We start from the raw sequence: 26,223 nt of genomic DNA, 5'->3' as shown, positions 1-26,223 counted from the left end.
TGACCTCACCCCAGCGCTCATGCTCTTCGGGTGAGGTGGCGGTTTTTACAGGGCTTTGGCGGTGAACAGGTCGACCTGCGTGGCATCGGCGACGCGTTTGAGGTAGGCGGCGACGTTCGGGCCGAACTGGATGCCCTTGACGATGGTCAGAGAGCGCAGTACCGGGAACAGGACAAAGTCGCTGGTGGAAATGGCGGTCGGCTTTGCCAGCAACGGCTCCAGCTCAGCGAGCTGTTGCTCGACGCTTGCGATCAGTTCTGGCGTCTGAGCCATCAGCGCTTCCAGATCGCCAAAGGCTTTCTCTTCCCGGATTCGATAGGCTTCACGCGCTTCCGGCGTGGCCAGCTCTTTGAAGTCCGCTTTGGTAAAACGCGGAACTGCCAATTTGAACACCGGACCCGAGGCGGCTTTGCTCCAGGCTTCAAGAGCCGGGTCGACCGGCTTGTCGACGATGAGCGGCGCTTTAATCGCGTCGACGTAATGCACGATATCCATGCTTTCCGGCATGTAGCTGCCATCCTCTTTTTGCAGTATCGGGACCACCTTGCGTCCGACCATGCGGGTCGGCGTCTCGACATCGCCTTCCATAATAACGGACAGCTCATGGGGGATAGCCTTGAGACCGAAAATCATTCTGGCTTTAACGCAGAACGGGCAGTGTTCATAGATGAAAAGTTTCATTGATTAGCACCTTACTGATAAGAAGAACGGTACGCTGATGGTCTCTTCGACCCTCGCGCCGCCGTATAATTCGATGGCTAAGATAATGTAGTCGATCGGCAACCGTAAAGTGGCTATTGAAATGATCTGACACGAGATAGGGATACCGACGGCACGGTATCCCTTCGTGCGTATGCGTTAGTGACGCGCGTAATATCTATATCTTTGACTCTTTGAATATATCGGTTAGCTTAAATTTCTCCGGTGATGTGTTCAGTTTTATAAAGAAACGGTTTATAAATTCTGTCTGGTTTTATTCAAATAAAAGTTTCGTCCTGTTCTTAACTAAAGTCCTCTCCAACATCAACTCATCAATATACAAATGATATGTTTTTCTCATGAAGGGTTTAATTTCATCTATCATGAATAAAAGCGATGGGTCAATCTATGCTTAATAATATATTTAAGAAATGCTGTCTTTAATTATGACTTTCTGATTGATAATGATTTCGTTTACTTTTGATTCCATTCATATGACGTTATTTCAAATATAATCACTTTGCTGCACGGATTCATTCCCTGTCAGCAAAGATCGCGTTTGCCCTTTAACATGTTCGAAAATGGCCGATGAGTAGGCGAAAGATAGGCTCTCATGTGGATTACAATCGCTATTTAACAATGAGTTAGGGTAAATAAAGCGAATATCCGTGAGAAAGGCATTCTGTAGAATAAATTTAAAATAGAGTTCCTTTCTGCCATAATCTCCCGTTCGGTAGAAGAAAAATTCACAGATCAATCTTTCCTTATCATTCAACGCATTGGCTAAAAGCGGCGTGGATTTATCAATGGGTTTTATGATGTCGACGTGCCGAAAGGGATCATAGCCATCCCGCGATAAAGTATTTATCAGTTTATAGACTGATATTTCATTATCATGGGAAAGATGAAACCGTTCTTCGGTGGAATTAGTATTTGAACAGCCTGCAGATATCAAGCCTTGCTTTTTACCCGTCAACTTTAAGTATATCATGTTAGACATAATGACTCCTTGGACCATCCTGAAGGATATGGTCGAATAAATGAAAATTGTTTTGTCTTTCTGACGAGATAATATCAACAGCAATCATTTTTTGAGTCAATGGGAATAAACGGCAAACTCCATATCGAAATAAAAATTTGGCTATGTGAAATTTTATTTAGTCCCATAATGTATACATCGACCTAAATATAGAAGAGTCAATCTAAGAACAACATCTTGAACGCGTTGATAACCCTGCGCGGTTCGTCGTGTCATTCGTCTAGGTATTAAAGGCGGGTGCCGACGGTACGGTAGGGCTGTTGGGAGAGCGTTTAATTCAGTCAGACCTGAAAGAGATTACTTTCCTACCTCTGACGCGAGAGAGGAAGGGCGTTTTGATTGCTACTGCGATGAGCTTGCCCTTGTGTTCCTCTAAATGCCGTCGTCTGTTCGATGGTGGACGTCAATCTTCATCTAAACGAAAACCGTTCCATCATCCAATCCGGCGCAGAGATCGCGTGACCCACTGGTATGAAGGACACAGCCGAACTCATGTTTGCGGCGAGTGGTGTAGTGGAGGTATTCAGGAGGAGTATTGCGGTCTACCAATGAACGGCTGGCGTCCCCAGCAGGAATCGAACCTACAACTAGCCCTTAGGAGGGGCTCGTTATATCCATTTAACTATGGGGACGCGGATGGCGAGCATTATACTCGATTTCGCCGCGTCCATAAGCACTTAGCGGTGCGTTTGCTTAATCCTCCACCACTTCAGCGTGATGAGTCATCCTTTTCGTCATCGAGTTTGACGGCTTTTTTATCCTTGCCCGGCAGGTCGCTACGAATTTGAGCATGGCTGATAAGCGCGAAAACAAAGGTGCCGCCAATAATGTTGCCTGCCAACGTCGGCAGGGCAAAGGGCCAGATGAAAGCCTGCCACGACAGCTGCTGATTGAAGACTAAATAAAAAATTTCCGTCGCGCCCGCCACAATATGCGTCAGGCTGCTGGCCGAAATAAGCCAGGTCATGATGATAATCACCAGGATTTTCGCGTTACCGGCGTTCGGCAGCATCCATACCATCGTGGCGATAATCCAGCCTGAGACCATGGCATTGGCGAACATCTCTTCCGGAGGATTTTCCATCACATGGAGGGCGATGTCGGAGAACGCATGGCGCACTTCCGCGCTGAAGACAGGCAGTGCCGTATACCCCAACGCCGCCAGTGCGGTGCCGATGAGGTTGCCGAACAAGACAAGTCCCCACAGCCGCAACAACAGGCGAAAGTTGTGCATGTTGGGCTGATGCATAATGGGCAATACGGCCGTGACGGTGTTTTCCGTAAACAGCTGCTGGCGCGCCATGATGACGATGATGAAGCCCAGCGTGTAGCCAAAACTCTCCAGTAGGTGAGCGCCCGTCACGCCTTTTAGCTCGGCGTGAAGCAGGCCCATGGCGATGAGCGAGGTTCCCATCGACAGACCAGCGGCGATGGCGGACCACAAAAGCGCTCTGCCGTCTCGCACCAGCTCTTTTTGACCTTCCTGTCGGATGCGTTCATGGATAGCCGCGGCCGGGGAGGGCAGGGAATGCTCATCCACGATGATATCTTGTCCCTGGCGGCTTTCGTCACTTTCTACGTTACGGCTGTTTTTTGAACGAGGTTCACTCATAACTAGGTTTTCCGTTGGCATCGTGTTGGCGGAAACTGACTTATAAGCATAGCCACTCTTCATCGCCGCGCGGCTTTTTCAGAGGGTTGAACCGTAAGATGCTCGATCGTGAACTGGCGCCTGGGGTAACGCAGTGTCGCATCGCTCAGTCCACGTCTCAAAAAATCGGGCTTGCAGCAGTTCGCGTTAATGACCCAGGAGGGCAGAGTATGGTATTAGCTTTTGCGTCTTTAAATGGTTTTGTCGTGAGGGTGCGGCGACAGGGCGCTTCCCGCCGTCATTGTGACGGCGTTGCGGGTGGATTTAGGCCGCATGGCCGTATTTATTCATGCTGAAACGGGAACAGTCAAAGCCTCCCGCCTCACGGAGAAAGGGTCATGCACACCGGAAGGATGTTGCGGGTTAACGCCGTGGGCGTGAATTTTTCGTATGGTGATACACTAAATGCGGCATGACGTTTCCGCCTCCATCGGTAAACGGTGCCTTTTTACAAGGGCATACAAAAATTAAGCAGGGAGAATGGTTATGAATTTCCGCCTCGGGGGAGTGGTTTTAGCAAGTCTGTTGCTCGTTGCGTGCGCCAGCTCCAGAGATACCTCGCAACAAGAGCGTTCAGATCCTCTGGAAGGCTTCAACCGAAGCATGTTCAGCTTTAACTACTATTTATTAGATCCCTACCTGGTGAGACCCGCCGCCGTGGTCTGGCGTGATTACGTCCCGCATCCCGCCCGTAACGGTTTGACGAACTTCTTCGACAACCTGGCGGAACCGGCTGCGATGGTGAACTACTTCGCTGAAGGCAAACCGTATGAAGCGATGATCCACTTCAACCGTTTCTTCCTTAATACGATCGTCGGGATGGGGGGTCTGATAGACGTCGCCACCATGGCTAACCCCAAGCTTGCGAAAAAAGAAGAGCCTCGTCGCTTCGGGAGCACGTTGGGACATTACGATGTGGCCTACGGTCCCTACGTGGTGTTGCCGGGTTATGGCAGCGCGACGCTGCGTGAAGACGGCGGGAATTTCGTCGATACCCTCTACCCACCGTTGAGTTACCTGACATTCTGGATGTCGGCGGGTAAATGGATGATTGAAGGGCTGGAGACGCGTGCTCAACTGCTGGATTCCGACGGTCTGCTGAAGAACTCGTCCGACCCGTATCTAATGATGCGTGAAGCCTACTTCCAGCGTCATGATTTCCTGGCGAACGGGGGGACCGGTCCGGCGCCGGTGAACCCGAATGCCAAAGAAATTGAAGGCAGCCTTCAGGAAATCGACGCGCAGTAAATATTCGCTTATCAGAGACGTTTAGTGGCGCCTTCGGGCGCCTTTATTCGTTGTTTTTTCATGAGTTGCCTTTTAGATCTTCACATAAGAGATTGTTTGTGAGAAGTTACCAGCCTGTTGAATGTTTATTTAATTACATAAATTTATTTTCATCAGCCATGTAACAATAATGCTACCCTGTTTGTGAGAGTGACGTTTCAGCAGCTCTGAACGGGCAGCCAGACTCGTTTTGATCTAGCAAAATTTTGACCAAAAGCAGTCTTACTGCTCTTTCACCACTTCTGTACCGTTATCTTGCTCGTCGGGATGGGATGACTTTGTTTCACCTGCAGGGATAACAATTCACATTAAGAGATGTAAAGCATGAAAAAACTACTCATTTCGGTCCTCTGTTTAGGGATCATGGGAGTAACGCAATCTGCTGTGGCAGAAGAGGATAAAACCGTGGATGTAGTACTGATCGGCGGCGGCGTTATGAGTGCAACATTGGGCACCTATTTGCAAGAACTGGAGCCCAACTGGACCATCAATATGGTCGAGCGTATGGATAACGTTGCCCAGGAAAGTTCAAACGGCTGGAATAATGCGGGTACCGGACACTCTGCTTTTATGGAGTTGAACTATACCCCGGAAAAACCCGACGGCTCGGTCGAAATCGTCAAAGCCGTTGAAATCAGCGAAGCATTTGAAATCTCCCGTGAGTTCTGGTCCTATCAGGTTAAAAATAACGTGATGAAGGATCCCACCTCCTTTATCAACAGCGTTCCCCACATTAGCTTTGTCTGGGGCGACGATAACGTCGACTTCTTGCACAAACGCTACAACGCACTGCAGCACAGCACGCTCTTCCGCGGTATGGAATTCACCAACGACGCCAACACCATTAAAGAGTGGGCTCCGCTGGTGATGGAAGGACGCGACCCGAATCAGAAAGTCGCGGCTACCCGTATGCCGATTGGTACCGACGTCAACTATGGCGAAGTGACCCGCCAGCTGGTTGATTCGATGAAGCAGAACCCGAACTTCTCTTTACAGCTGAACCACGAAGTCCGCGACCTGAAACGTAACAGCGATAACACCTGGAACGTCGTGGTTGCCGACCTGAAAAATGATGGCAAAGAAAGCGTAATCAAAGCGAAATTTGTCTTCATCGGCGCAGGCGGCGCGGCGCTGCAGCTGCTGCAGAAGTCCGGCATTCCTGAAGCTGATAACTACGGCGGCTTCCCGGTCGGCGGCGAGTTCCTGGTGACAGACAATCCTGATGTCGTGAAACGTCACATGGCGAAGGTCTACGGTAAAGCCTCCGTAGGTGCGCCGCCGATGTCCGTTCCGCATCTGGATACCCGTGTCTTCAACGGCAAACAAGTCGTGCTGTTCGGGCCGTTCGCGACCTTCTCCAGCAAATTCCTGAAAAATGGTTCGCTATGGGATCTGTTCGCATCCGTCAGCACCTCCAACTTCATGCCGATGGTGCATGTCGGTCTGGATAACTTCGATCTGGTGAAATACCTGATCAGCCAGGTGATGATGAACGACGACGATCGTTTCGCGGCGTTGCAGGAATACTTCCCGAACGCTAAGAAAGAAGATTGGAAGCTGAGCGTTGCCGGTCAGCGCGTGCAGGTCATCAAGAAAGATGCTGACAAAGGCGGCGTGCTGAAACTGGGCACCGAAATCGTCAGCTCTCAGGATGGCAGCATCGCTGCACTGCTGGGCGCGTCTCCGGGCGCTTCTACCGCTGCGCCGATCATGCTGGACGTGCTGAACAAGGTCTTTAAGACCCAAGTCGCGACGCCGGAATGGCAGGCTAAGCTGAAGGAAATCATCCCTTCCTACGGTGAAAAACTGGATGGCGATATTGAGCTGACCAACAAGATCCGTAGCTACACCAGCAGCACGCTGAAACTGAACTACATGGAAGTGAAACCGGAGTAATTCCGATTCTGCTTCAATAGCTCATAAAAAAGGCCGCGTAAGCGGCCTTTTTTGATCGTTGCATAAGACGATAATTCATAAAGCGTCCCGCGCGTGGATGACCTCGGCGCGGGACGACGGCTTATCAGAAACGATAGTTCAGGTTGATGCCGTACAGCCAGGCGGTGCCTTTCGAGGTGAAGCTGTAGGTCGCAGGCGAGTTGTCGGCCACTTTTTCGTTGATGGTCACGGTCTTACCGTGCATGTAAGAGATGCCCAGGTCGACGGACGCATCTTTATTGAACGCATAGGTGGTCCCGGCGCTAATCCAGAAGCGGTCCTGATCCGGAATAGATATGGAGCGGTTCTCCGCCGGTACCGGGCTGTCGTCAAACGCAATACCGGTGCGGAAAGTCCAGTTATCGTCGTAATAATAGGTGGTGCCGAGCGCCATGCGATAGGCGTCGCGGAAATGCTCTTGCTTCTCGAACAGCTGCTGATTGTTGCTGCCGGTGGCTCTTAGCTCTTCGAACTGACTCCAGCTGGTGTAAGTGAAGCTGTAATGAACCGCCCATCGAGGTGCGACGCGGTGATAGGTGGAGAACTCCCACATTTCCGGCAGCGAAAGCGTCAGCGCGCCTGGAATGTACTGGCCGCCCGTGCCCGTCGTGGTGCTGGTCGCGATGACGCGGGGCAGGTCATTTTTATAATCGCCCTTGAAGTCGATGTCGACTTTGGAGCGATAGGTCAGGCCGATGCGGTTATTATCGTCAACTTCATACAAAATACCGGCGTTCCAGCCGTAACCCCACTCTTCGCCTTCCAGATGCGCTATCTCGGATGAAGGGCCGTTGACCACGCCCGCCAGACCGCCCCTTGAGGCTGGAATGTAGGCCAGTTCGCCCGCGGTACGCACAATTTTCGCTTTTGCATAGACCGCGTCAACGCCCAGCCCGAGGCTAAAGTGCTGGTTCATGCGATATGCGGCGCTGAGGTTGAGGTTCGACGTCAACAGCTTGGTCGTGCCGCCGATGGAGCCGGCCGCGTAGTCAGACGGAAATTCCGTCGACAGCCCATAATTAGTCACGGCGGACGCGCCCACGGACCAGCGATCGTTCAGCGGCATGATGAAGTGCACGTTTGGCACCCACTGCGCGGGCGCGATATTATGCGCGCTGGTATCGCCGCTACCCGTCAGGGAGTTTTTGCCCTGCAAATTCACGTCCGGGTCGATATAAATGGCGCCGATAGAGAACGCGGGGCGGTCAAATAAGGTCATGGTGGCGGGATTACGGCTGCCTGAAGTCGCGTTGTCGGCGACGGCGCCTTCGCCGGAGAAAGCGCGTCCCAGACCGGACGTGGAATATTCATTGAGCTGGAAACCCGCGGCGGATGCATGGCTGGATAACAGCGCTAGTGCTACAGCAAGCGATGTTTTTTTCAGCCGGCCTTTCTGGTGCATGACCAAACCTCATTGTATTTTGTTGTTGAGCGCTGTTACTTCGTAAAACGGTAACAAAAGGACGCGCATTGTAGGTTGGCTACTCTTTGTGACAAATCAGACCAGTTACAAAAAGATTCGATTATCAATATTTTGATCTTTAATCGTTTTCATTTTGTTAAATTAGTGTCTGGTATTTGAGTCATTTTCGCAGGCAAGGGAGAGGGCAAAGGTAGGGTCTGACAGGGAATGCGAGGGCAAAGCGGCGTTAATATCCTTAGTGTCAGTAAGTCCTAGTGCTTCGACGTCTCGGCGGGTAAAATAAGATAACCTTTTATGATCCGGAACGTGCCTGGCCTCCAGGTATTCCCGCAGAGGAGTCTTGTAATGACCAATCCAATTAACAAATGCAGCGCTGAAGAAACGGCCGCCTGTTGCTGTGTCGATGTTGGCACCATCATGGACAACACCGATTGCACCGCCTCGTATAGCCGTGTGTTTGCTGACCGCGCTGAAGCGGAAGCCATGCAAAAGACGTTGATCGACAAAGCTCGCTCCGTGGAATCGGATCCTTGCGTTATCGACAGCACGTTTGCTGACGTTGAAGGTGGTGTGAAGATGGACATCGACTTCACTTTTGCCTGCCAGGCGGAAACCCTGATTTTCCAACTGGGCCTGCGCTAAACGCTGCGTATCGGAGGGGGCCTCCCTCCGAATGACGACAGCCGGACGTTCCGGCAACACTCCTCGCTTCAAGATACCGCTGATTTCCGAAGGAAATTCTNAAGCCACTCTATCTCCCGTTGCACGCGTGCGAACTAAGCTAAAAGGCATCGGTCTGATTATTCAGACCACCGTCCAATGGCGGGGTAATAAGGCGGCGAACCGTCAGCACAAAAAACAACACGTTGTTCTGTTTTTTGTGTGGTTGGCGGGAGCGCATTTTTACAACTAACTGAAAAACAATGAATTCCATCAGACACTCGTGCGCAAGAATTCGCACGTCGCCTGCCGACTTCGGTCGTTAGGTTGCTATCGGCAGCCAATTGGAGTAAAAAAATGCGCTTCAGTCTGGTTAAAACGCCAGCAATCAGTTCCTGAACCGTGTGTTTACGTCGGTCAGGCGCAGCCGGATGCACGAGCGTCGGCACCGCCTTTCCCTTCGCGACACGCACAGCTTTTTCCTCAATATAGCGGTGTAATATGCAAGTTTTGATCATGCGTCACGGCGATGCCATACCTGACGCAGCCAGTGATGCGCTTCGTCCTCTCAGTGCTCGTGGATGTGATGAGTCCCGTCAGATGGCCGCTTGGTTGTCTGGCCAGGGTATCGACATTGATCGCGTTCTGGTTAGCCCGTTCCTGCGTGCTCAGCAAACGTTGCAGGCCGTCAGGGATGCATGGCAACTGCCGGTTGAGGATGAGTGCCTGCCGGAACTCACGCCGGGCGGCAGCGCCGAACAGGTGCGTGACTATCTTGAGGTGCTGGCTTCTCAGGGCGTCGGTGCTGTACTGGTGATCTCGCATTTGCCGCTGGTCGGCTACCTGGTCGCGGCCCTTTGTCCGCAAGAAACGGCGCCGATGTTCGCCACGTCGGCCGTGGCAGACGTGCAGTTCGACCCCTCCGGCGCTGGCGTGTGGCAGTGGCAAGTCAGTCCGGCTCAGCTTCTCGCCAAGGCCGCCCAAGCCAAATAACCCTGCTTTAACCCTGCGCACCGGTATGCCTGACGGCAAGGGTATACCGGCACAGTTCGACTTCTCTTTTTGCTTCCGTGTCCTAAAGGTTGGCGACGCGAGGTTTTGCCTGCGCCAGAACAGCGCGAGTGCTTGAACACTATGCGAGGCGCGTGGTGGCGGTGATGAGGCAGGGGGGGAAGAGAGGAAAAGGGGCGGCAAATTGCCGCCTGTCTTGTATGTTTGGCACGTTATCTGACGTTGCTATCCAGCGCCACCAGCACGAGCAATGCGGCGTCGCCGCCGAATTCGCGCGGGGCCTGATGAAATGCCAGCACGTCGGGATGCTGGGCAAGCCATAGTGGAGTCTGCTGTTTAAGGATGTGCTTACCGTGCCCGTGCATCACGCAGGCGCAGTACACGTGCTCCCGGCGGCAGGCGGCCAGTAATGCGCCCAGCTCTTGCTTGGCTTCCTGCTGCGTCAGGCCATGCAGATCCAGAAACAGCTCCGGCGGATAATCCCCCCTGCGCAGCTTTTTCAATTCGTAGTGGCTGGTGCCGGAGCGAACGTATCGTACCGGGCCGTCGTTCTCCAACAGCGGTTGAAACTCATCCGAGAAATAAAAGCAGGCGTCGCGCTGCTCCTGCATCGCTTTACGCGGCGGCACTTCTGAGAGTTTGCGGCGCGGCGGTTGATAGCGATAGGTGTCCTGAGTCAGGCGTCTGGCGCCGGCGACTGAAGCGCGAAAAAGCGCCAGCTCTTCCTCATCCAGCCTGTATTTGTTTTTCATCAGCGCTGTACTCTGTCTTGGTTTTTCCTAAGTGTACCTTTTCTTGCGCGCTCCGCTAAGGCTTGAGGGGCCGCAGGACGGTGATATCTGCTGATTTGTCGCAGGCTTCATGGCAAACTAGGCGGCAATTTGATTTTCAGAGATGTCTGCGGAGGACAACCTTGGACAAAATTTTCGTCGATGAAGCGGTCAACGATCTGCATACCCTTCAGGATATGTTGCGTTGGACGGTCAGCCGGTTTAATGCCGCACAGGTCTATTACGGTCATGGAACCGACAACTCTTGGGACGAGGCGCTGCAGCTGGTGCTGCCAAGCCTGTATCTTCCCCTCGATATCCCCGAAGACATGTACAGCGCGCGCCTGACGTCAGGCGAACGTCACCGCATTGTGGAACGAGTGATCCGCCGTATCAACGAACGTATCCCCGTCGCTTATCTCACCAACAAAGCCTGGTTTTGCGGATTGGAATTCTACGTCGATGAACGCGTGTTGGTGCCGCGTTCGCCGATTGGAGAGCTGATCAATAACGGTTTCGAGCCGCTGTTGAGCCACGAACCCCGTCACATTCTGGATCTCTGTACTGGCAGCGGCTGCATCGCCATCGCCTGCGCGCAGGCTTTCCCGGAAGCGGAGGTCGACGCGGTCGATATCTCCAGCGATGTACTGTCGGTGACTGAGCTAAATATCGAACAGCATGGCATGGAGCATCACGTCACGCCGATTCGTTCCGATCTGTTCCGCGACCTGCCGACCACGCCTTACGATCTGATCGTCACCAACCCGCCTTACGTCGATGAAGAAGACATGGCGGATCTGCCGGACGAGTTCCGTCATGAGCCTGAGCTGGGGCTGGCCGCGGGAAGCGACGGCCTGAAGCTGGTGCGCCGCATTCTTGCCCGCGCCACCGAATACCTCAGCGAGGAGGGCGTGCTGATCTGCGAAGTGGGCAACAGCATGGTGCATCTGATCGACCAATATCCCGATATTCCGTTTACTTGGCTGGAATTCGAGCACGGCGGCGATGGCGTATTCATGCTGACTCGTGCGCAGCTGCTGGAATGCCAGTCTCACTTCAGCCTGTATCGCGACTAATATAGTGACAGGATGCGGGCGCGGATAGCCCGCCTGACGATCTCTTATTTTATGATGTAAAGGAGCCGTGATGGCAGGAAACAGTATTGGGCAATTTTTCCGCGTCACCACCTTTGGTGAGTCCCATGGTATTGCCCTGGGGTGTGTAGTGGATGGCGTTCCGCCTGGCATTCCGTTGACTGAAGCGGATTTGCAGCACGATCTGGACCGTCGTCGTCCGGGCACGTCTCGTTACACCACCCAGCGTCGCGAACCGGATCAAGTACGCATTCTGTCCGGCGTCTTCGACGGCGTGACGACGGGTACCAGTATCGGCCTGCTGATTGAAAATACCGATCAGCGTTCGCAGGATTACAGCGCGATTAAAGATCTGTTCCGTCCCGGCCATGCCGACTATACCTACGAGCAGAAATACGGCCAGCGCGACTATCGCGGCGGCGGTCGTTCTTCCGCACGCGAAACGGCCATGCGCGTGGCGGCGGGCGCCATCGCCAAGAAATACCTGCAGCTCCGGCACGGCGTGAATATTCGCGGCTGTTTGACGCAGATGGGCGATATTCACTGTGAACTGAAAGCGTGGGATCAGGTTGAACAAAACCCGTTCTTTTGCCCGGATCCGTCCAAGCTGGAAGCGTTGGATGAACTGATGCGCGCGCTGAAGAAAGAGGGTGACTCCATCGGCGCGCGGGTGACGGTAGTCGCCGAATCGGTGCCCGCCGGACTGGGCGAGCCGGTATTCGACCGACTGGACGCGGATTTGGCGCATGCGCTAATGAGCATCAATGCCGTCAAAGGCGTCGAGATCGGCGACGGTTTCGCGGTCGTCGGTAAACGCGGTAGCGAAAACCGAGACGAGATCACGCCGGACGGTTTCCAGAGTAACCATGCTGGCGGCATTCTGGGCGGCATCAGCAGCGGCCAGGCGGTCGTCGCACATCTGGCGCTCAAGCCTACGTCCAGCATCATGGTGCCGGGACGGACGATCACCCGTACGGGCGAAGCGACGGAAATGGTCACCCGCGGGCGTCACGATCCCTGCGTCGGTATCCGCGCCGTGCCTATCGCCGAGGCGATGATGGCTATCGTCTTGATGGATCATTTATTACGCCAGCGCGCGCAGTGCGCGGACGTGAACACCTCCGTTCCCCGTTGGTAACACGCATATGAAAACAGCTTTGATAGGTTTGATGGCGCTGCTGTGCTGCGCCACCGCCGGGGCGGCGACGCCCTGGCAGGAGATCACGCATCCGGTTGCGGGACGCCCGCAGGCGATTGGCTCCTTCGCCAACGGCTGCATCATCGGCGCGCAATCACTGCCGCTGCAAGCGGCCGACTATCAGGTGATGCGAGTCGATCAGCGTCGCTATTTCGGCCATCCGGACCTGCTGGCGTTCATCCATCGCCTTAGCGCCAGCGTACATCGCCAGAACGGCGGCATCGTGCTGGTCGGGGACATGGGGATGCCTGCGGGCGGCCGTTTCAGCAGCGGACACGCCAGCCATCAGTCGGGTCTGGATGTGGACGTCTGGCTACAGGTGCCGCGTCAGCGCTGGAGCACGCAGCAACTCCTGAATCCACAACCTATCGATCTGGTATTGCCCGGGGACAAGGCCGTCAATCCGCGCTTGTGGAATTCTGACGCGCTGACCCTGATCAAAACGGCGGCGCAGGACAGCGCGGTGACGCGTATCTTCGTCAACCCGGCGATCAAGCAGCGTCTGTGTCAGGAGGCCGGCAGCGACCGCTCGTGGCTGCACAAGGTTCGACCCTGGTTCGCACACCGTGCTCATATGCACGTTCGTCTGCGCTGCCCGGCGAATAGCCTTGAGTGCCAGGATCAGGATCCGCCGCCGGCCGGTGACGGTTGCGGCGCTGAGTTGCAAAGCTGGTTCCAGCCGCGTAAACCGGGCGCCGTCACACCGCAGAAAACCACGCCACCGCCGCTGCCCGCATCTTGTCAGGCGCTGCTGAACCGACACTTTGCTGCGGAATAAATCTTGATGGATGCAATGCTATTAGGGCCGGAGCTGCTCGGGCTTCTGTTTGTTATCGCCGTGGCTGCGGGGTTTATCGATTCGATTGCCGGGGGCGGCGGTTTGCTGACGGTCCCCGCGCTGCTCGCTGCGGGACTTTCGCCCGCGCAGGCGCTGGCAACCAATAAGCTGCAGGGCGTCGGCGGGGCGTTTTCCGCCAGCCTGTACTTCATCCGCCGCGGGGCGGTCGACCTGCGCGAGCAAAAGTTGGCGGTGGTATGCACCTTCCTTGGCGCGATCACCGGCGCCTGGCTCATTCAGCAAATTCATGCGGACTTCCTGCGCCAGCTGCTGCCGGTGCTGGTGATCGGCATCGGCCTGTATTTCCTGTTGATGCCTAAAATCAGCGACGAAGATCGGCAGCGTCGGCTCTCTCCCGTTCCTTTCGCCCTCGTCGGCGGCGCCTGCGTGGGATTCTACGACGGCTTCTTTGGTCCGGGAGCCGGGTCGTTTTACGCGCTGTCCTACCTGACGCTACGCGGCTTCAATCTGGCGAAGTCCACCGCCCACGCCAAGGTGCTCAACTTCACCTCGAATCTGGGGGGGCTGCTGTTCTTTATCTTGAGCGGCAAAGTCATGTGGGTCATCGGCGGCGTGATGCTGTTAGGTCAGATCATCGGCGCGCGTCTAGGCGCCAAAATGGTGCTCACCAAGGGACAAAAGTTGATCCGCCCCATGCTGGTGGCGGTGTCCGCGTTGATGAGCATCAAACTGATTTATGACAGTCACGGGCAGGACATTGCCCGCTGGGTGGGACAGCTTTTCTCATGACCGAACCGGTTAACGACATCATGACACACGATTACGAGCACCTGATTCAGGTGTTTAACGCCTGCTTTAGCGAAGATTTCAATACGCGCCTGGTCAAGGGCGAGGATGAACCGATCTACCTGCCAGCCGACGAGCAGACGGACTACCACCGTATCCTGTTCGCCCACGGTTTTTACGCCAGCGCCATGCATGAGATTTCTCACTGGTGCATTGCTGGCGCGGAACGGCGCAAACTTGTCGACTTTGGATACTGGTACTGTCCCGACGGTCGCGATGCGGCAACGCAGCAACAGTTCGAGTCGGTGGAGATTAAGCCACAGGCGCTGGAGTGGATGTTTTGCGTCGCGGCGGCGTTTCCCTTTAACGTGAGCTGCGATAACCTGAACGGCGATGTCACGCCCGATCGCATTGCCTTTCAACGCCGCGTGCATGCGCAGGTTATGCGCTATCTGGAGGAGGGCGTTCCCGAACGTCCGGGCCGCTTAATTCAGGCGCTGCACGCGTTTTATCATACGGCGCCGCTGACCCCGGCGGATTTCCCGTACCCCGCCGATCTCTGCTGAGCGGACGATAGGCAACACTGAACAACTGAGGACAATGAATGATCGCAGAATTTGAATCGCGCATCCTGGCGCTGATTGATGACATGGTGGAACACGCCAGCGACGATGAGCTTTTTGCCGGGGGATATCTGCGTGGTCATTTGACCTTGGCGGTGGCGGAAGCTGAGGAAAACGGCGAGCATACGGCAGAAGCCTTATGCAGCCGCGTCGAGGACAGCGTACGCAAGGCCATCAAAAACGGCGAGCTGTCTCCGCCGGATCAGGTTCTGGTCAATCAAATGTGGGACCGCCTCTACCAGCAGGCATCTTCCCAGCAGTAATACCGCAATCCTTTCTCACCACAGGTGCCGGAGTCATCCGGCACCTGCATCGTCAGACTCCCAGCCAGAAACACAACGCATAGAACCACGCCAGTCCGCAAACAACCGCCAAGAGTACGTTGCGAACCAGTAGTGCGATTATCACGCAGCCTAGCGCACCCCACAGATAGGGATTGCCGGGGAACGGTCGCAGCGCGTCGTGATGCAGAAGGATCACCGGTCCGCATATTGCGGTCAGCATACAGGGTGCGGAGTAACGCAGCGCCTGACGCACCCACAGCGGCAGCGTGACCGGCACGCGCGGATCGAGAAACAGATAGCGATTGAAAAACACCACGCCCGCCAGCATAAACAGTAATGACCAACTCATGACGATGCGCCTCCCAGACGTTCAATTACCACCGAACACAGCATGCCGCCTAGCCCGGCCATGATGACGGCGCCCTCAACGTGGCAGTATGACAACAGCATCGCGGCGATCAGGGAAAAAGCGACACCGCACAGCGTAGCTTTGTTCTTTACCATCGGCACGATGATCGTGATGAAGGTCGCCACAATCGAAAAATCGAGATGGTAGCGGTCCAGATCGGGTATCGAGGACGCCAGCAAAATGCCCGCCAGACTGCACATCAGCCAGCACAGATAAAAGGTGAGACCCGCGCCGAGAAGATACCCCGGTGAGAGTTGCGCGCGATTATCCTTCCCAGCGGCCAGCGCAAACAGTTCATCCGTCAGCAAAAAACCGATGGGTATGCGAAAACGGCTGTTCAGGCGAGAGACGACCTCTCGAAGGCTCAAACCATAGATCAGGTGTTGCACGGTAATCACAAATACGGTCACAACGATGGTCAGCACATTGGCCCCGGACATCAGCAGTCCCAGCGTCACCAATTGTGCCGCGCCGGCGAAGACCACCGCCGACATGCCGACGCTTTGCCAGAAGGTCAGTCCGGCCTGAACCGCCATTGAACCCGCGAGGATGCCCCAGGGAACTACCGCCAGACACAACGGTAAGACAGCGACGCAGCCTGCAAATGTGCCCTGCCAGGGAGAGGGAAGGGTTTCCGACGCGTTCATAAACCATGTCCTTGTAGGTGTAGTAGGTCGCCAAAAGGTAACGTAACCCCCCGAACAAAGATTGAAGAAAATTGCGCAGGTAAAATCTGTCAGGCGGGCGAATGTGTAGCCCCGACCGCCTTATCGTTCGCCGGAGGCAAGGGCGGTGAAATGATCCTGAATCACCTGGCTATTTTCAGCGTTTCAGCGCGCGTAAAAATTGCCCCGGCGTCACGCCCAGCGCTTTTTTGAAGTGGCGATTGAAGTGGCTCTGATCCGAAAAACCGCAGCGGGCGGAAACATCGGAGAGGCGTTGCCCCTGACGAAGGAGCGTGGTTGCCTTGCGGAGCCGGGACTGCACGAGGTAGGCATGCGGCGGCATCCCCACCTGATTTTTAAACTGGCGCAGGAAGTGCCACGGGCTGAGACCGGCCAGATTTGCCAGCGCCAGCAGGGACAGGTTCTCTTCCGGGCAGTCATCCAGCAGCATTTTGACCTGTCGGATGGCGTGGTCGGCTTTGGTGAGCGGACGCACTTCCGTGCGCGTTTTACCGTGACGCATCATCAACCAGACCAGCGATGAGCAGAGCAGGGTTTCCTTTAACAGCGTATTGCCTTCGACGCTTAGCAGCGAGAAGGTCATGCGCAACTGCTCGGATAAGCCAGGATCGTGGGCCACCGCGTGGGGAAACCACGGCGCGTCTCCCCGATCGTCGTGCGTTGTGCTCGAGAGACCGCGCAGCATATCGACCGACGGATAGATAGCGCGATAGGACCAGCCCTCGGCGGTGCCCGCGTAGCCCGTATGGATTTCATCCGCGTTGACCAGAATGATATCGCCTTTGGGCGCCACGTGCTCACCGCCGGTACGGTAGAAACGCTGCGCGCCTTCCTCGACCACGCCGATGCAGAAATTCTCGTGCGAGTGGCGGGAAAAACGCTGGCGGTGATAGCAAGCCTGCAGCATGTCCAGTCCGCCCAACGTCGGCAGATGGCTGAAATGAGCCTGCTCCTGCGGTGCTTGCTGTCCCATCTTTACGCTCCATAAGCTGTGAAAAATTGAACGAAATTGCTGTTATGCCGGCCACGAGGCGCGGCCGGTTATCCCGTTACTCTACCGGGCGATTCTTCAACAGCTTTCTTACCCAGAATCGGTTCGGATTCAGGGCGGCCAGCGTGCTCCCGTCCAGCGGCAATGGCTCCCCAAACATCTGGGCCGCCAGAACCTCCGCCGCCAGCGGAGCGGAACAGAGCCCGCGGGAGCCAAGACCGCCGATGATAAACAGGTGGGAATGGACCGGGGCTTGGACCGGAATGTGCGCCGCGGCCAACTGCTGAGGCAGCGTCTGGTATTGCGCCAGCGTTTGCTCATAGTCGGGAACGGCGCCGACCAGCGGCAGATGATCGCGTAACGCGCTGCGTACGCCGCATCGCGCGTCGCCGTCGGAGACCTCTATCGACGTCGGCCACGATAGCGACGGCAGGCAGTCGATCAGGCGCTGGCGATTCTGCTGCTGATCCGAATCGCGATACTCGGTTCCTGCGTCTCCGCGGTGATAGCTGGCGCCGATGCAATGCTGCTGGTGACGCGGGCTGATCGGCGTTAGATAACCATCGTAGCAGAGCACCTGCTTGAGGGGACGTAGTTGGGCGTTGCTGGGCACATGACTTACCTGTCCGCGTACGGCGTAGGTGGGCAGGTGACGCGTTTGCGGCCAGTCGCTGAGCTGATGGCCGTTCGCCAGCACGACCGTGGCATGCTGAGCGACGTCCCCGTTGTCCAGCGTCAAACGCCAGCCGTCGCCGCAGGGCGCGAGTTCGGAGACGGTGGTGTTTAAACGGACCTGCATGCCCTGACGGACCGCCAGCGTCAGGGCGGCGGCGGTCAGTTCCGCCGGGCATAACCATCCCCCGGAAGGATAGGTGATGCCGCGATGGAGAATAGGGACGCCGCAGGACTGCGCCAGCGTCTGCGCATCGGCCGCGTGCACCAGCGCTTCAGGCCATTGCCCCGCCAGGATACGATCGATTTTGCGCGCGCTTTTATCGTCAAACGCCAGCTGGCTGACGCCGCACCACTGATGTTCGTAGTCCACGCCCTGGGCCGTCAGCGCATCGTAGGTACGTCGGGCATAGCCGAATGCGCTGGCGAAAAACCGCGACAGCGCATCGTGTTTATCGTTGAGCAGCGGATAGAGCGCGCCCTGTCGGTTGCCGGAAGCGCCTTGCCCCACGTGTTCGTCGGCGCAATATAAGGTGACTTTGGTGCCGCGTCGCTGCAGCGCCAGCGCCGTCAGCAGGCTGGCGATACCGCCGCCGATAATGGCGACTTCCTGCGGCTGCGGAGCGGCAGGGCGGTGATACCACGGCGCGGATTCGGTGATGGGTATCGCTTCCGGCAGGTCCCCGCTCAGCATCTCGCGCTTGTGTCCGAACCCTTTGACTTTACAAACGTTGAACCCGGCCTCCTGCAGACCCCGACGAACGAACCCCGCCGCGGTGAAGGTAGCGAAGGTGCCGCCGGGGCGGGATAGTCTCGCCATCGCGTTGAACAGGTTCGCTGTCCACATATCCGGATTTTTCGACGGCGCAAAGCCATCCAGAAACCAGGCATCGACCTGATGGTTCACGCTGTCATCGAGTTGGGGCAACAGGTCATTGATATCACCGAACCACAGATCGAGCGTGATATGGCCGTCAGCCAGTATCAGACGGTGGCAGCCGGGAGACATCGTCGGCCACTGTTCCCGCAGCTCATCGGCGAAAGCGGCCAGCTCGGGCCACTGCGCATGCGCGGCCGCCAGATCGTCCACCTGCAGGGGAAACTTTTCAAAACTGAGGTAATGCAGACGTTGCAACGTGGCGTCCGGCTGCTGACGGCGAAAGTCGGCGAACGCTTGCCATAAGGTGAGAAAATTCAGTCCGGTGCCGAATCCGCTTTCCGCGACGGTGAAGGTCTCGCGTGAAGCGTGTGCAAAACGTGCGGGCAGCCCATTGCCAGCAAGAAAGACATAGCGGGTTTCCGCGAGCCCATCCTGGTTAGAAAAATAGACGTCGTCAAACTGTAGCGAAACAGGTGTACCCTGAGCGTTCCAGCTTAGCGAAGCGGTTCGGATAGCGGGCGTAATCACGGCAACTCACTCATAATTCAGGCGGTGGCGGAAGTTTAACGGTCAGCCCCTTCGTGTGCAAATTTGTGCAAAGTTAGGCAGATCGGACTTGTTCAGCTTACAAGTGTAAGCTAAAGTGCATCGCAGTATCCTAAATGCTTATACAAACGAAATGAGGTATTGAATGAAACGTGCAGTGATTACAGGTCTTGGGATCGTATCTAGCATCGGTAATAACCAAGAGGAAGTCCTTGCATCTCTGCGTGAGGGCCGTTCAGGAATCACCTTTTCTCAAGAGCTGAAAGATGCTGGCATGCGTAGTCACGTCTGGGGCAACGTTAAGCTGGATACGGCTGGCCNGATTGACCGTAAGATTGTGCGTTTCATGAATGATGCCGCCATCTATGCCTTCCTTTCGATGGAGCAGGCGGTGAAAGATTCGGGTTTGACCGAAGACGTTTACCAGAATAACCCGCGCGTGGGCCTGATTGCTGGTTCCGGCGGCGGTTCTCCGCATTACCAGGTGCTGGGTGCCGACGCCATGCGCGGCCCGCGCGGCGTGAAAGCCGTGGGTCCCTATGTGGTGACCAAGGCGATGGGTTCCGGCGTTTCCGCCTGCCTGGCCACGCCGTTCAAGATCCACGGTATCAACTACTCCATCAGCTCCGCGTGCGCGACATCCGCTCACTGTATCGGCAACGCCGTTGAGCAGATTCAGATGGGCAAACAGGACATCGTGTTCGCCGGCGGCGGCGAAGAGCTGAGCTGGGAACTGTCCTGCGAGTTTGATGCGATGGGCGCGCTGTCCACCAAATACAACGACACGCCGGAAAAAGCCTCCCGTACTTATGACGCGAACCGTGATGGCTTCGTCATCGCTGGCGGCGGCGGTATGGTCGTCGTGGAAGAGCTGGAACACGCGCTGGCGCGCGGCGCTCACATCTATGCTGAAGTCGTGGGTTACGGCGCAACGTCCGATGGCGCAGATATGGTTGCCCCGTCTGGCGAAGGCGCAGTACGCTGCATGAAAATCGCGATGCAGGATGTTGACGGTCCGATCGATTACATCAACACCCACGGGACTTCAACGCCGGTCGGCGATGTGAAGGAGCTGGGCGCTATTCGTGAAGTGTTCGGCAACAACACGCCGGCGATCTCCGCAACGAAAGCGATGACGGGTCACTCTTTGGGTGCCGCGGGCGTCCAGGAAGCCATTTATACGCTGCTGATGCTGGAACATAACTTCATCGCGCCGAGCATCAACATCGACACGCTGGATGAGCAGGGCGAAGGGATGAACATCATCACCGAACCGACTGAGCGTGAGCTGAACACCGTGATGTCCAACGGTTTCGGTTTCGGCGGCACCAACGCCGTTCTGGTCATGAGCAAATACAAGCAGTAAGCGTTATACCTCAACCGGGGCGCTCAGCCCCGGTTATGTTTTTCTCGCCTGATTGATCGACGCTTCCCCATCCGCTTTTCTTACCACTTACCACTTCATGCGGTCTTAAAGCAGTATCCACAGCAAAACGATCACACACAGCGCGCACAAAATCAGTACGCCGCGCGGACGGCTGAATAGCGGCCGGAGTTCGGGGGGCAGGGCGGAGATAAAGGGGCCATAGATGGGAACCGGCGCTGACGTCGATCCCGCTGTCGCCGCCTCTTTTTCCTGTATCTGCTGAAGACGTTTGCTATAGAGGAACGTGACAACGTCGGCAATCTGCAATGGCGTCAATGGGGTTTGCATCCCGGCATTGAAGCGAGACTGCGCATAATCCTGCACCATTTGCTGTTCCTGAGCATCCATCGGCTGCTTGAGCGCCGGCTGCAACGCCGCCAGCGTAGGCGACGTATGGTTCTGCATCATGGCGACCTGCGTTTGCAGCAGTTGGCTGAGCAGCGGGAAGTTTTTGGCGGGGATGGCGTCATGGGGTTTCAGCCCCTGAATATCCATCAGCGCCAGCAACACCTTGGCGGGCGATTCGCCGGTGAGCGTCGTCAGCCGGGTGATCAATTGATTCAGGCTGTTTTGCTCCGCGGGCAGCAGGCGACGGTCCAGCGGGGCGCTGGTTTGCGGCAGAGCGCCGGGCTGAGGCTCGGTTGTCGAAGGTTGCGCCGACGGTGAAAACGCGCCGGGCGGCAACGATGAGCTCGGCTGCGGCAGTTGGCCGTTTTGCAGCAGCGTGACAACCTGCTGTAGCTGACTGCCGCTCAATGAGCTCAGCACGGTGTGGCCGAACTGCTGGCGTATAAAGTCGCTCACCGCCTGACGGTTATTGCCCTGCGGCAGCAGTTCGGTGAGCTGTTGCAGCAGCTGGCGGGTGCCTAAGGTATTTTGCACGGAGGTCAGCCGGGTTTGCAGCGCCTGTTCTGCGGCAGGAAAATGACCTGACAAAATTTCGGCGCCGCTTTTCAAACCGATGTCGTGACGCATACCGGCCCAGATTTCAGCCGACTTGAGCGAACTCAACGACATGATCTTCGTGATAAGCCGCTCCAGCGATGTGCGCTGCGCGGGCGTCAATGGTGCGTCTTCGCGCGCCGTACCGCCGGTTTTCAGCGGCGTAGAATCAATGTTGCGGTCGCCTGGCAAAGACGTGCCTGGGCTGTTCACGGGCTGCATAACACGATCCTTACCGTGCGGTTTCTGTTCGAAGTGGGATAACAGAAAGAATAGTTGAACGTTATGATAACAACCCGGATCCGTAACGGGTAGTCGGGTAGGGCGTTTGACGCAAAATTTCTGTTATGCGGCGCCCCAAGCCGGGCGATTCGCCGGTGTTCCCTCTCGCCGGTTTGTGGCAGAATAACGACCCTGTTTTCGCCGCCGCTGTGCGTCCGACGCCACATGCCTTTCAGGAAACGTAACGTGAAAATCCTTGTTGATGAAAATATGCCCTATGCCCGCGAGCTGTTCAGCCGCCTGGGCGACGTCACTTCCGTGCCGGGACGACCGCTGCCGCAGGACGCGTTGGATGATGCCGATGCGCTGATGGTGCGTTCGGTCACCAAGGTCAATGCAGACTTATTGACGGGAAAATCGGTGAAGTTCGTCGGTTCGGCGACGGCAGGCACCGACCATGTCGACGAAACCTTTTTGCAGCAGGCCGGCATTGCTTTCTCTGCCGCGCCGGGTTGCAACGCCATCGCCGTGGTTGAGTATGTCTTTTCTGCACTGCTGGGATTGGCTGAGCGGGATGGTTTCCAGTTGCGCGACCGCACCGTCGGTATTATTGGCGTGGGCAACGTGGGTTCGCGCCTCAATGCCAGGCTCAAGGCCTGGGGCGTTCGTACGCTGTTGTGCGATCCCCCGCGCGCGGAGCGCGGCGATGAGGAGAACTTTCTCTCGCTGGAAGAGGTCGCGGCGCAGGCCGACGTGCTGACGTTTCACACGCCGCTATACAAAGACGGACCCTACAAAACCTATCACAGTGTGGATGCGGATTTGCTGGATTCGCTGCCGGAAGGCGCGATACTGATTAACGCTTGCCGTGGGCCGGTGGTCGACAACACAGCATTGCTTGAGGCGCTGCAGCGCGGTAAATCTCTCAGCGTGGTACTGGATGTCTGGGAGCCGGAACCGGAGCTATCGACGGCGTTGCTGGACCAGGTGGATATCGGCACGTCCCATATCGCCGGTTATACGCTGGAAGGCAAAGCGCGCGGTACAACGCAGGTTTTTGAAGCCTGGAGCCGCTTTATCGGTCATCCGCAGCAGGTGGCGCTGTCGTCGCTGCTACCCACGCCCGAGGTGACATCCGTCAGTCTGACTCAACCGCTGGATGAATCGCTGCTCAAACGCCTGGTTCATCTGGTTTACGACGTGCGTCGCGATGATGCGATGCTGCGAGGCGTCGCCCACATCAGCGGCGGGTTTGACCGACTGCGCAAAACCTATCAGGAGCGCCGCGAGTGGTCGTCGCTTCAGGNGGTTTGCGCCGAGCGCGAGAGCGCAGAACTGTTGAACCAACTGGGCTTCAGCGCCGTCTTTCAGGGCGATAACTGATCGTTTTATTCGTTAATTATCCTTTTTGTCCAGGCGATGTCGCTGTCGCCTGGCCTATGTTATGAAAAATTTGGGGAGAAGGACCAAATGACCAATGGCTGGAATATAGCGCTGCTGGGCGCAACCGGCGCCGTCGGCACCGCGTTGCTGGAGCTATTGCAGGAACGTGAATTTCCAGTGGGAGAGATCTATCCGCTGGCGAGTGAGCATAGCGCCGGAGAGACCCTTCGTTTCAACGGCCGCTCTTGTCTGGTGACGGATGCGGCGGAGTTCGACTGGTCGCAGGCGCAGTTGGCCTTTTTCGTCGCGGGCGCCGAAGCCAGCGCCCGCTATGCGGACGAGGCGGGCAACTCTGGCTGCCTGGTTATCGACAGCAGCGGGTTGTTTGCGCAGGAGCCGGATGTCCCGCTGGTTGTTCCGGGCGTGAATTCCCACGTGCTGGCTGATTATCGCAATCGCAATCTCGTTGCCGTGGCGGATAGTCTGACCAGCCAGCTGCTAAAAGCGGTGAAGCCGTTGACGGAACAGGCCGGACTTTCCCGCCTGCACGTCACCAGTCTGCTGTCGGTTTCAGCGCGTGGTAAAGCGGCGGTTGACGATCTGGCGGGACAAAGCGCCCGTCTGCTGAACGGAATGCCGCCGGAAGCCGGGATGTTCACAAAACAGCTGGCGTTCAACCTGCTGCCGCTGCTGCCGGACAGCGAAGGCAGCGTCATGCAGGAGCGTCGTCTGGTCGATCAGGTGCGTAAAGTCCTGCAAGATGACGGGCTGCCGATTGCGGTTAACTGTGTTCAGTCGCCGGTCTTCTACGGCCATGCGCAGGTGGTGCATATGGAAGGCATGCGTCCGCTCTCCGCCGAGGAAGCCCGCGAGGAGCTAGTGCAGTCGGACGACGTCGCCATCAGCGATGACGACGATTACCCGACGCAGGTCGATGACGCGTCCGGCAACGTACAGCTGAGTGTGGGCTGCCTGCGCAATGATTACGGCATCCCGGAGCTGCTGCAATTCTGGTCGGTGGCGGATAACGTTCGCTTCGGCGGCGCGTTGATGGCTGTTGAAACGGCCGAACTCCTGATTGAGGAGCATCTGGGGTAATCATGACAGCGTTGCAGGTTGCGGAAGACGTGGCGCCGCTGAAAATTGCCCTGGGAATTGAATATGACGGCAGTCGTTATTACGGCTACCAGCGTCAGGCCGAGGTAGACAGCGTCCAGCAGTGCCTGGAAACGGCGCTGTCTCAGGTCGCCGATGAGCCGATTACCGTGTTCTGTGCGGGGCGCACCGACGCGGGGGTGCATGCCACCGGTCAGGTGGTGCATTTCACCACGCACGCCGTGCGTAAAGACGCGGCCTGGACGATGGGCGTCAACACCCATCTGCCGCCAGATATCGCCGTTCGCTGGGTCAAAACGGTGGATGATGAATTTCATGCCCGTTTCAGCGCCACTGCCCGTCGCTATCGCTATCTGATCTACAACCACCGCTACCGCCCGGCTATTTTGTCGCACGGCATGACGCACTTTTATCATCCTCTCGACGCCGAGCGCATGGAACGTGCGGGGCAGTGTCTGCTGGGAGAGAATGATTTCACCTCTTTCCGGGCGGTGCAGTGCCAGTCGCGTACGCCATGGCGAAATGTAAAACATTTAAAGGTTGTGCGGCACGGCGCTTACATTGTGGTAGATATCAAGGCCAACGCGTTTGTGCACCATATGGTGCGCAACATTGTGGGCAGTCTGATGGAAGTTGGGTGCGGAAATCAGCCTGAAAGCTGGATTGCGGATCTGCTGGCGGCCAAAGATCGTAAACTGGCCGCCGCGACGGCTAAGGCCGATGGACTGTATCTGGTGGACGTTGATTATCCCGAGTCGTTCGGGCTGCCGTCCGTCCCGATGGGGCCGCTGTTTTTACTCGATGACTAACGACGCTGCCGTTCGCCGAACTGCACGGTCTGATGATAGGTAACATAATGGAATTTATACACTTTATTATTGATTTTATTCTGCATATCGATGTGCACCTGGCCGAGCTGGTCGCGCAATACGGCGTTTGGATTTATGCGATCCTGTTTCTGATTTTGTTCTGTGAAACGGGTCTGGTGGTGACGCCGTTCCTGCCCGGCGACTCGTTGCTGTTTGTCGCTGGCGCGCTGGCGGCATTGCCGGGCAGCGTACTGGATGTCCATCTGATGGTCGTACTCATGGTCATCGCGGCAATCCTGGGCGATGCGGTCAATTACACCATCGGGCGGCTGTTTGGTGAACGATTGTTCCGTAATCCAAACTCACGGATTTTCCGTCGTAGCTATCTGGACAAAACCCACGAGTTTTACGCCCGTCACGGCGGCAAAACAATTATTCTGGCGCGCTTCGTGCCGATTGTGAGAACATTCGCGCCGTTTGTGGCGGGGATGGGGCATATGACCTATCGGCATTTTGCCCTCTTCAATGTCGCAGGCGCACTGCTGTGGGTGTTGCTGTTTACCTACGCCGGCTACCTGTTTGGGGATTTGCCGATTGTGCAGGACAATCTTAAACTCCTGATTGTGGGTATTATCTTTGTTTCTATCCTGCCGGGCGTGATCGAATTTTGGCGTCACAAACGGGCGGCGACACGTCAGAATGTGAAATAAGCAAAAATTATTTTAACATTCGGTGTGACCAGTTTTTTATCCACAGTATCGGGTCATTATGGTTTAATGGGCGGCACTTACGGCTATGTTCACGTGAACCGCTATAAATGCCCATGTCGCATCCTGCCCTTGGCGGATGAGGCATCGCTTTGTCGGCTGCGTCAGCAGAACA

The 26,223-nt window shown here is 56.2% G+C and carries 26 protein-coding genes and 1 tRNA gene; 15 read left to right on the top strand and 12 right to left on the bottom strand.

Translation table 11 applies throughout. The annotated features are described in order from the left end of the window. Positions 1–45 precede the first annotated feature (45 nt). The 4 genes from grxB to SB13_RS08680 all read right to left on the bottom strand — a co-directional run bounded on the left by grxB (position 46) and on the right by SB13_RS08680 (position 3,350). Positions 46–681, bottom strand: coding sequence for a glutaredoxin 2 (gene grxB / locus SB13_RS08695; RefSeq protein WP_026739972.1), 636 nt, complete (start codon positions 679–681; stop codon positions 46–48). Between the two features lie 523 nt (positions 682–1,204). Beyond that, the gene (gene tssD / locus SB13_RS08690; protein WP_026739971.1) at positions 1,205–1,699 is read right to left on the bottom strand and encodes a type VI secretion system tube protein TssD; all 495 of its coding nucleotides are present in this window, start codon (positions 1,697–1,699) and stop codon (positions 1,205–1,207) included. Between the two features lie 596 nt (positions 1,700–2,295). Further along, positions 2,296–2,370, bottom strand: a tRNA-Arg gene (locus tag SB13_RS08685). 77 nt (positions 2,371–2,447) lie between these two features. Beyond that, complete coding sequence (locus SB13_RS08680; protein ID WP_026739970.1) at positions 2,448–3,350, bottom strand: formate/nitrite transporter family protein; 903 nt, start codon at positions 3,348–3,350, stop codon at positions 2,448–2,450. Between the two features lie 525 nt (positions 3,351–3,875). Here SB13_RS08680 and mlaA point away from each other — a divergent pair. Together mlaA and mqo are read left to right on the top strand one after the other, a co-directional pair. Next, positions 3,876–4,637: a phospholipid-binding lipoprotein MlaA gene (mlaA, locus tag SB13_RS08675; protein WP_026739969.1), complete on the top strand. Its 762-nt coding sequence runs from the start codon at positions 3,876–3,878 to the stop codon at positions 4,635–4,637. Between the two features lie 363 nt (positions 4,638–5,000). After that, positions 5,001–6,572 (top strand): malate dehydrogenase (quinone), encoded by a 1,572-nt coding sequence (gene mqo / locus SB13_RS08670; protein ID WP_026739968.1) that lies wholly within the window; start codon positions 5,001–5,003, stop codon positions 6,570–6,572. Positions 6,573–6,696: 124 nt separating this feature from the next. Here the strand turns inward: mqo and fadL are convergent, their stop codons facing one another. Then, on the bottom strand, positions 6,697–8,013 hold the full coding sequence (gene fadL, locus SB13_RS08665; RefSeq protein WP_026739967.1) for a long-chain fatty acid transporter FadL: 1,317 nt from the start codon (positions 8,011–8,013) through the stop codon (positions 6,697–6,699). 366 nt (positions 8,014–8,379) lie between these two features. Between fadL and SB13_RS08660 the strand changes: the two genes are divergently transcribed. Next, positions 8,380–8,676 (top strand): YfcZ/YiiS family protein, encoded by a 297-nt coding sequence (locus SB13_RS08660; protein ID WP_081821840.1) that lies wholly within the window; start codon positions 8,380–8,382, stop codon positions 8,674–8,676. A gap of 139 nt (positions 8,677–8,815) precedes the next feature. Here the strand turns inward: SB13_RS08660 and SB13_RS17870 are convergent, their stop codons facing one another. After that, the gene (locus SB13_RS17870; RefSeq protein WP_160168634.1) at positions 8,816–8,968 is read right to left on the bottom strand and encodes a hypothetical protein; all 153 of its coding nucleotides are present in this window, start codon (positions 8,966–8,968) and stop codon (positions 8,816–8,818) included. Positions 8,969–9,195: 227 nt separating this feature from the next. On the opposite strand from SB13_RS17870, the gene sixA reads away from it, so the two are divergent. Further along, positions 9,196–9,687: a phosphohistidine phosphatase SixA gene (sixA, locus tag SB13_RS08655; RefSeq protein WP_026739965.1), complete on the top strand. Its 492-nt coding sequence runs from the start codon at positions 9,196–9,198 to the stop codon at positions 9,685–9,687. Between the two features lie 230 nt (positions 9,688–9,917). On the opposite strand, the gene smrB is transcribed toward sixA, so the two are convergent. Further along, positions 9,918–10,457, bottom strand: coding sequence for an endonuclease SmrB (gene smrB, locus SB13_RS08650; RefSeq protein WP_026739964.1), 540 nt, complete (start codon positions 10,455–10,457; stop codon positions 9,918–9,920). 161 nt (positions 10,458–10,618) lie between these two features. Between smrB and prmB the strand changes: the two genes are divergently transcribed. From prmB to SB13_RS08620, 6 genes are all read left to right on the top strand, one after another. Next, a complete protein-coding gene (gene prmB, locus SB13_RS08645; RefSeq protein ID WP_026739963.1) occupies positions 10,619–11,551 on the top strand; it encodes a 50S ribosomal protein L3 N(5)-glutamine methyltransferase in 933 nt (310 codons plus the stop codon). A 70-nt stretch (positions 11,552–11,621) separates the two neighbouring features. Continuing rightward, entirely contained in the window at positions 11,622–12,707 is a 1,086-nt protein-coding gene (gene aroC, locus SB13_RS08640) for a chorismate synthase (RefSeq protein WP_026739962.1), read from the top strand. Between the two features lie 7 nt (positions 12,708–12,714). After that, positions 12,715–13,545, top strand: a complete 831-nt coding sequence (mepA, locus tag SB13_RS08635; protein ID WP_026739961.1) for a penicillin-insensitive murein endopeptidase — start codon at positions 12,715–12,717, stop codon at positions 13,543–13,545. Positions 13,546–13,551: 6 nt separating this feature from the next. Further along, positions 13,552–14,355 (top strand): sulfite exporter TauE/SafE family protein, encoded by an 804-nt coding sequence (locus SB13_RS08630; RefSeq protein WP_026739960.1) that lies wholly within the window; start codon positions 13,552–13,554, stop codon positions 14,353–14,355. 20 nt (positions 14,356–14,375) lie between these two features. Next, positions 14,376–14,918, top strand: a complete 543-nt coding sequence (locus SB13_RS08625) for an elongation factor P hydroxylase (protein WP_036150648.1) — start codon at positions 14,376–14,378, stop codon at positions 14,916–14,918. Between the two features lie 38 nt (positions 14,919–14,956). Further along, entirely contained in the window at positions 14,957–15,238 is a 282-nt protein-coding gene (locus SB13_RS08620) for a YfcL family protein (protein ID WP_026739958.1), read from the top strand. 52 nt (positions 15,239–15,290) lie between these two features. Here the strand turns inward: SB13_RS08620 and SB13_RS08615 are convergent, their stop codons facing one another. From SB13_RS08615 to mnmC, 4 genes are all read right to left on the bottom strand, one after another. Beyond that, positions 15,291–15,608, bottom strand: coding sequence for an AzlD domain-containing protein (locus SB13_RS08615; protein WP_026739957.1), 318 nt, complete (start codon positions 15,606–15,608; stop codon positions 15,291–15,293). Continuing rightward, positions 15,605–16,315, bottom strand: coding sequence for an AzlC family ABC transporter permease (locus SB13_RS08610; protein WP_026739956.1), 711 nt, complete (start codon positions 16,313–16,315; stop codon positions 15,605–15,607). The genes SB13_RS08615 and SB13_RS08610 overlap by 4 nt, the downstream gene beginning before the upstream one ends. A 175-nt stretch (positions 16,316–16,490) precedes the next feature. Continuing rightward, a complete protein-coding gene (locus SB13_RS08605) occupies positions 16,491–17,327 on the bottom strand; it encodes an AraC family transcriptional regulator (protein WP_026739955.1) in 837 nt (278 codons plus the stop codon). Between the two features lie 76 nt (positions 17,328–17,403). Further along, entirely contained in the window at positions 17,404–19,425 is a 2,022-nt protein-coding gene (gene mnmC / locus SB13_RS08600) for a bifunctional tRNA (5-methylaminomethyl-2-thiouridine)(34)-methyltransferase MnmC2/FAD-dependent 5-carboxymethylaminomethyl-2-thiouridine(34) oxidoreductase MnmC1 (protein ID WP_026739954.1), read from the bottom strand. A gap of 163 nt (positions 19,426–19,588) precedes the next feature. Between mnmC and fabB the strand changes: the two genes are divergently transcribed. After that, on the top strand, positions 19,589–20,809 hold the full coding sequence (gene fabB / locus SB13_RS08595) for a beta-ketoacyl-ACP synthase I (protein WP_026739953.1): 1,221 nt from the start codon (positions 19,589–19,591) through the stop codon (positions 20,807–20,809). Positions 20,810–20,914: 105 nt separating this feature from the next. Here the strand turns inward: fabB and flk are convergent, their stop codons facing one another. Next, on the bottom strand, positions 20,915–22,033 hold the full coding sequence (flk, locus tag SB13_RS08590; protein ID WP_026739952.1) for a flagella biosynthesis regulator Flk: 1,119 nt from the start codon (positions 22,031–22,033) through the stop codon (positions 20,915–20,917). A 246-nt stretch (positions 22,034–22,279) separates the two neighbouring features. On the opposite strand from flk, the gene pdxB reads away from it, so the two are divergent. From pdxB to SB13_RS08570, 4 genes are all read left to right on the top strand, one after another. Beyond that, entirely contained in the window at positions 22,280–23,416 is a 1,137-nt protein-coding gene (gene pdxB, locus SB13_RS08585) for a 4-phosphoerythronate dehydrogenase PdxB (protein WP_026739951.1), read from the top strand. A gap of 87 nt (positions 23,417–23,503) precedes the next feature. Then, entirely contained in the window at positions 23,504–24,514 is a 1,011-nt protein-coding gene (locus SB13_RS08580; protein WP_026739950.1) for an aspartate-semialdehyde dehydrogenase, read from the top strand. A gap of 2 nt (positions 24,515–24,516) precedes the next feature. Beyond that, on the top strand, positions 24,517–25,341 hold the full coding sequence (gene truA, locus SB13_RS08575) for a tRNA pseudouridine(38-40) synthase TruA (RefSeq protein ID WP_026739949.1): 825 nt from the start codon (positions 24,517–24,519) through the stop codon (positions 25,339–25,341). A gap of 47 nt (positions 25,342–25,388) precedes the next feature. Next, positions 25,389–26,051, top strand: a complete 663-nt coding sequence (locus SB13_RS08570; protein WP_026739948.1) for a DedA family protein — start codon at positions 25,389–25,391, stop codon at positions 26,049–26,051. Positions 26,052–26,223: the final 172 nt, after the last annotated feature.

This window comes from Lonsdalea quercina subsp. quercina, from assembly GCF_000688695.1.
GTDB classification, from domain to species: Bacteria; Pseudomonadota; Gammaproteobacteria; order Enterobacterales; family Enterobacteriaceae; genus Lonsdalea; species Lonsdalea quercina_D.
Note: the sequence above shows the minus strand (reverse complement) of the source record. Positions and strands in the feature narration are given on the sequence as shown.

Coding starts and splice junctions, on each gene's coding strand:
- smrB (WP_026739964.1), bottom strand. CDS start 10,457: ATGAAAAACAAATACAGGCTGGATGAGGAAGAGCTGGCGCTTTTTCGC.
- SB13_RS08605 (WP_026739955.1), bottom strand. CDS start 17,327: ATGGGACAGCAAGCACCGCAGGAGCAGGCTCATTTCAGCCATCTGCCG.
- mepA (WP_026739961.1), top strand. CDS start 12,715: ATGAAAACAGCTTTGATAGGTTTGATGGCGCTGCTGTGCTGCGCCACC.
- aroC (WP_026739962.1), top strand. CDS start 11,622: ATGGCAGGAAACAGTATTGGGCAATTTTTCCGCGTCACCACCTTTGGT.
- SB13_RS17870 (WP_160168634.1), bottom strand. CDS start 8,968: ATGGAATTCATTGTTTTTCAGTTAGTTGTAAAAATGCGCTCCCGCCAA.
- mqo (WP_026739968.1), top strand. CDS start 5,001: ATGAAAAAACTACTCATTTCGGTCCTCTGTTTAGGGATCATGGGAGTA.
- sixA (WP_026739965.1), top strand. CDS start 9,196: ATGCAAGTTTTGATCATGCGTCACGGCGATGCCATACCTGACGCAGCC.
- SB13_RS08580 (WP_026739950.1), top strand. CDS start 23,504: ATGACCAATGGCTGGAATATAGCGCTGCTGGGCGCAACCGGCGCCGTC.
- SB13_RS08610 (WP_026739956.1), bottom strand. CDS start 16,315: ATGAACGCGTCGGAAACCCTTCCCTCTCCCTGGCAGGGCACATTTGCA.
- fadL (WP_026739967.1), bottom strand. CDS start 8,013: ATGCACCAGAAAGGCCGGCTGAAAAAAACATCGCTTGCTGTAGCACTA.
- SB13_RS08630 (WP_026739960.1), top strand. CDS start 13,552: ATGGATGCAATGCTATTAGGGCCGGAGCTGCTCGGGCTTCTGTTTGTT.
- SB13_RS08625 (WP_036150648.1), top strand. CDS start 14,376: ATGACACACGATTACGAGCACCTGATTCAGGTGTTTAACGCCTGCTTT.
- truA (WP_026739949.1), top strand. CDS start 24,517: ATGACAGCGTTGCAGGTTGCGGAAGACGTGGCGCCGCTGAAAATTGCC.
- SB13_RS08680 (WP_026739970.1), bottom strand. CDS start 3,350: ATGAGTGAACCTCGTTCAAAAAACAGCCGTAACGTAGAAAGTGACGAA.
- flk (WP_026739952.1), bottom strand. CDS start 22,033: ATGCAGCCCGTGAACAGCCCAGGCACGTCTTTGCCAGGCGACCGCAAC.
- SB13_RS08620 (WP_026739958.1), top strand. CDS start 14,957: ATGATCGCAGAATTTGAATCGCGCATCCTGGCGCTGATTGATGACATG.
- mlaA (WP_026739969.1), top strand. CDS start 3,876: ATGAATTTCCGCCTCGGGGGAGTGGTTTTAGCAAGTCTGTTGCTCGTT.
- SB13_RS08570 (WP_026739948.1), top strand. CDS start 25,389: ATGGAATTTATACACTTTATTATTGATTTTATTCTGCATATCGATGTG.
- SB13_RS08660 (WP_081821840.1), top strand. CDS start 8,380: ATGACCAATCCAATTAACAAATGCAGCGCTGAAGAAACGGCCGCCTGT.
- SB13_RS08615 (WP_026739957.1), bottom strand. CDS start 15,608: ATGAGTTGGTCATTACTGTTTATGCTGGCGGGCGTGGTGTTTTTCAAT.
- grxB (WP_026739972.1), bottom strand. CDS start 681: ATGAAACTTTTCATCTATGAACACTGCCCGTTCTGCGTTAAAGCCAGA.
- tssD (WP_026739971.1), bottom strand. CDS start 1,699: ATGTCTAACATGATATACTTAAAGTTGACGGGTAAAAAGCAAGGCTTG.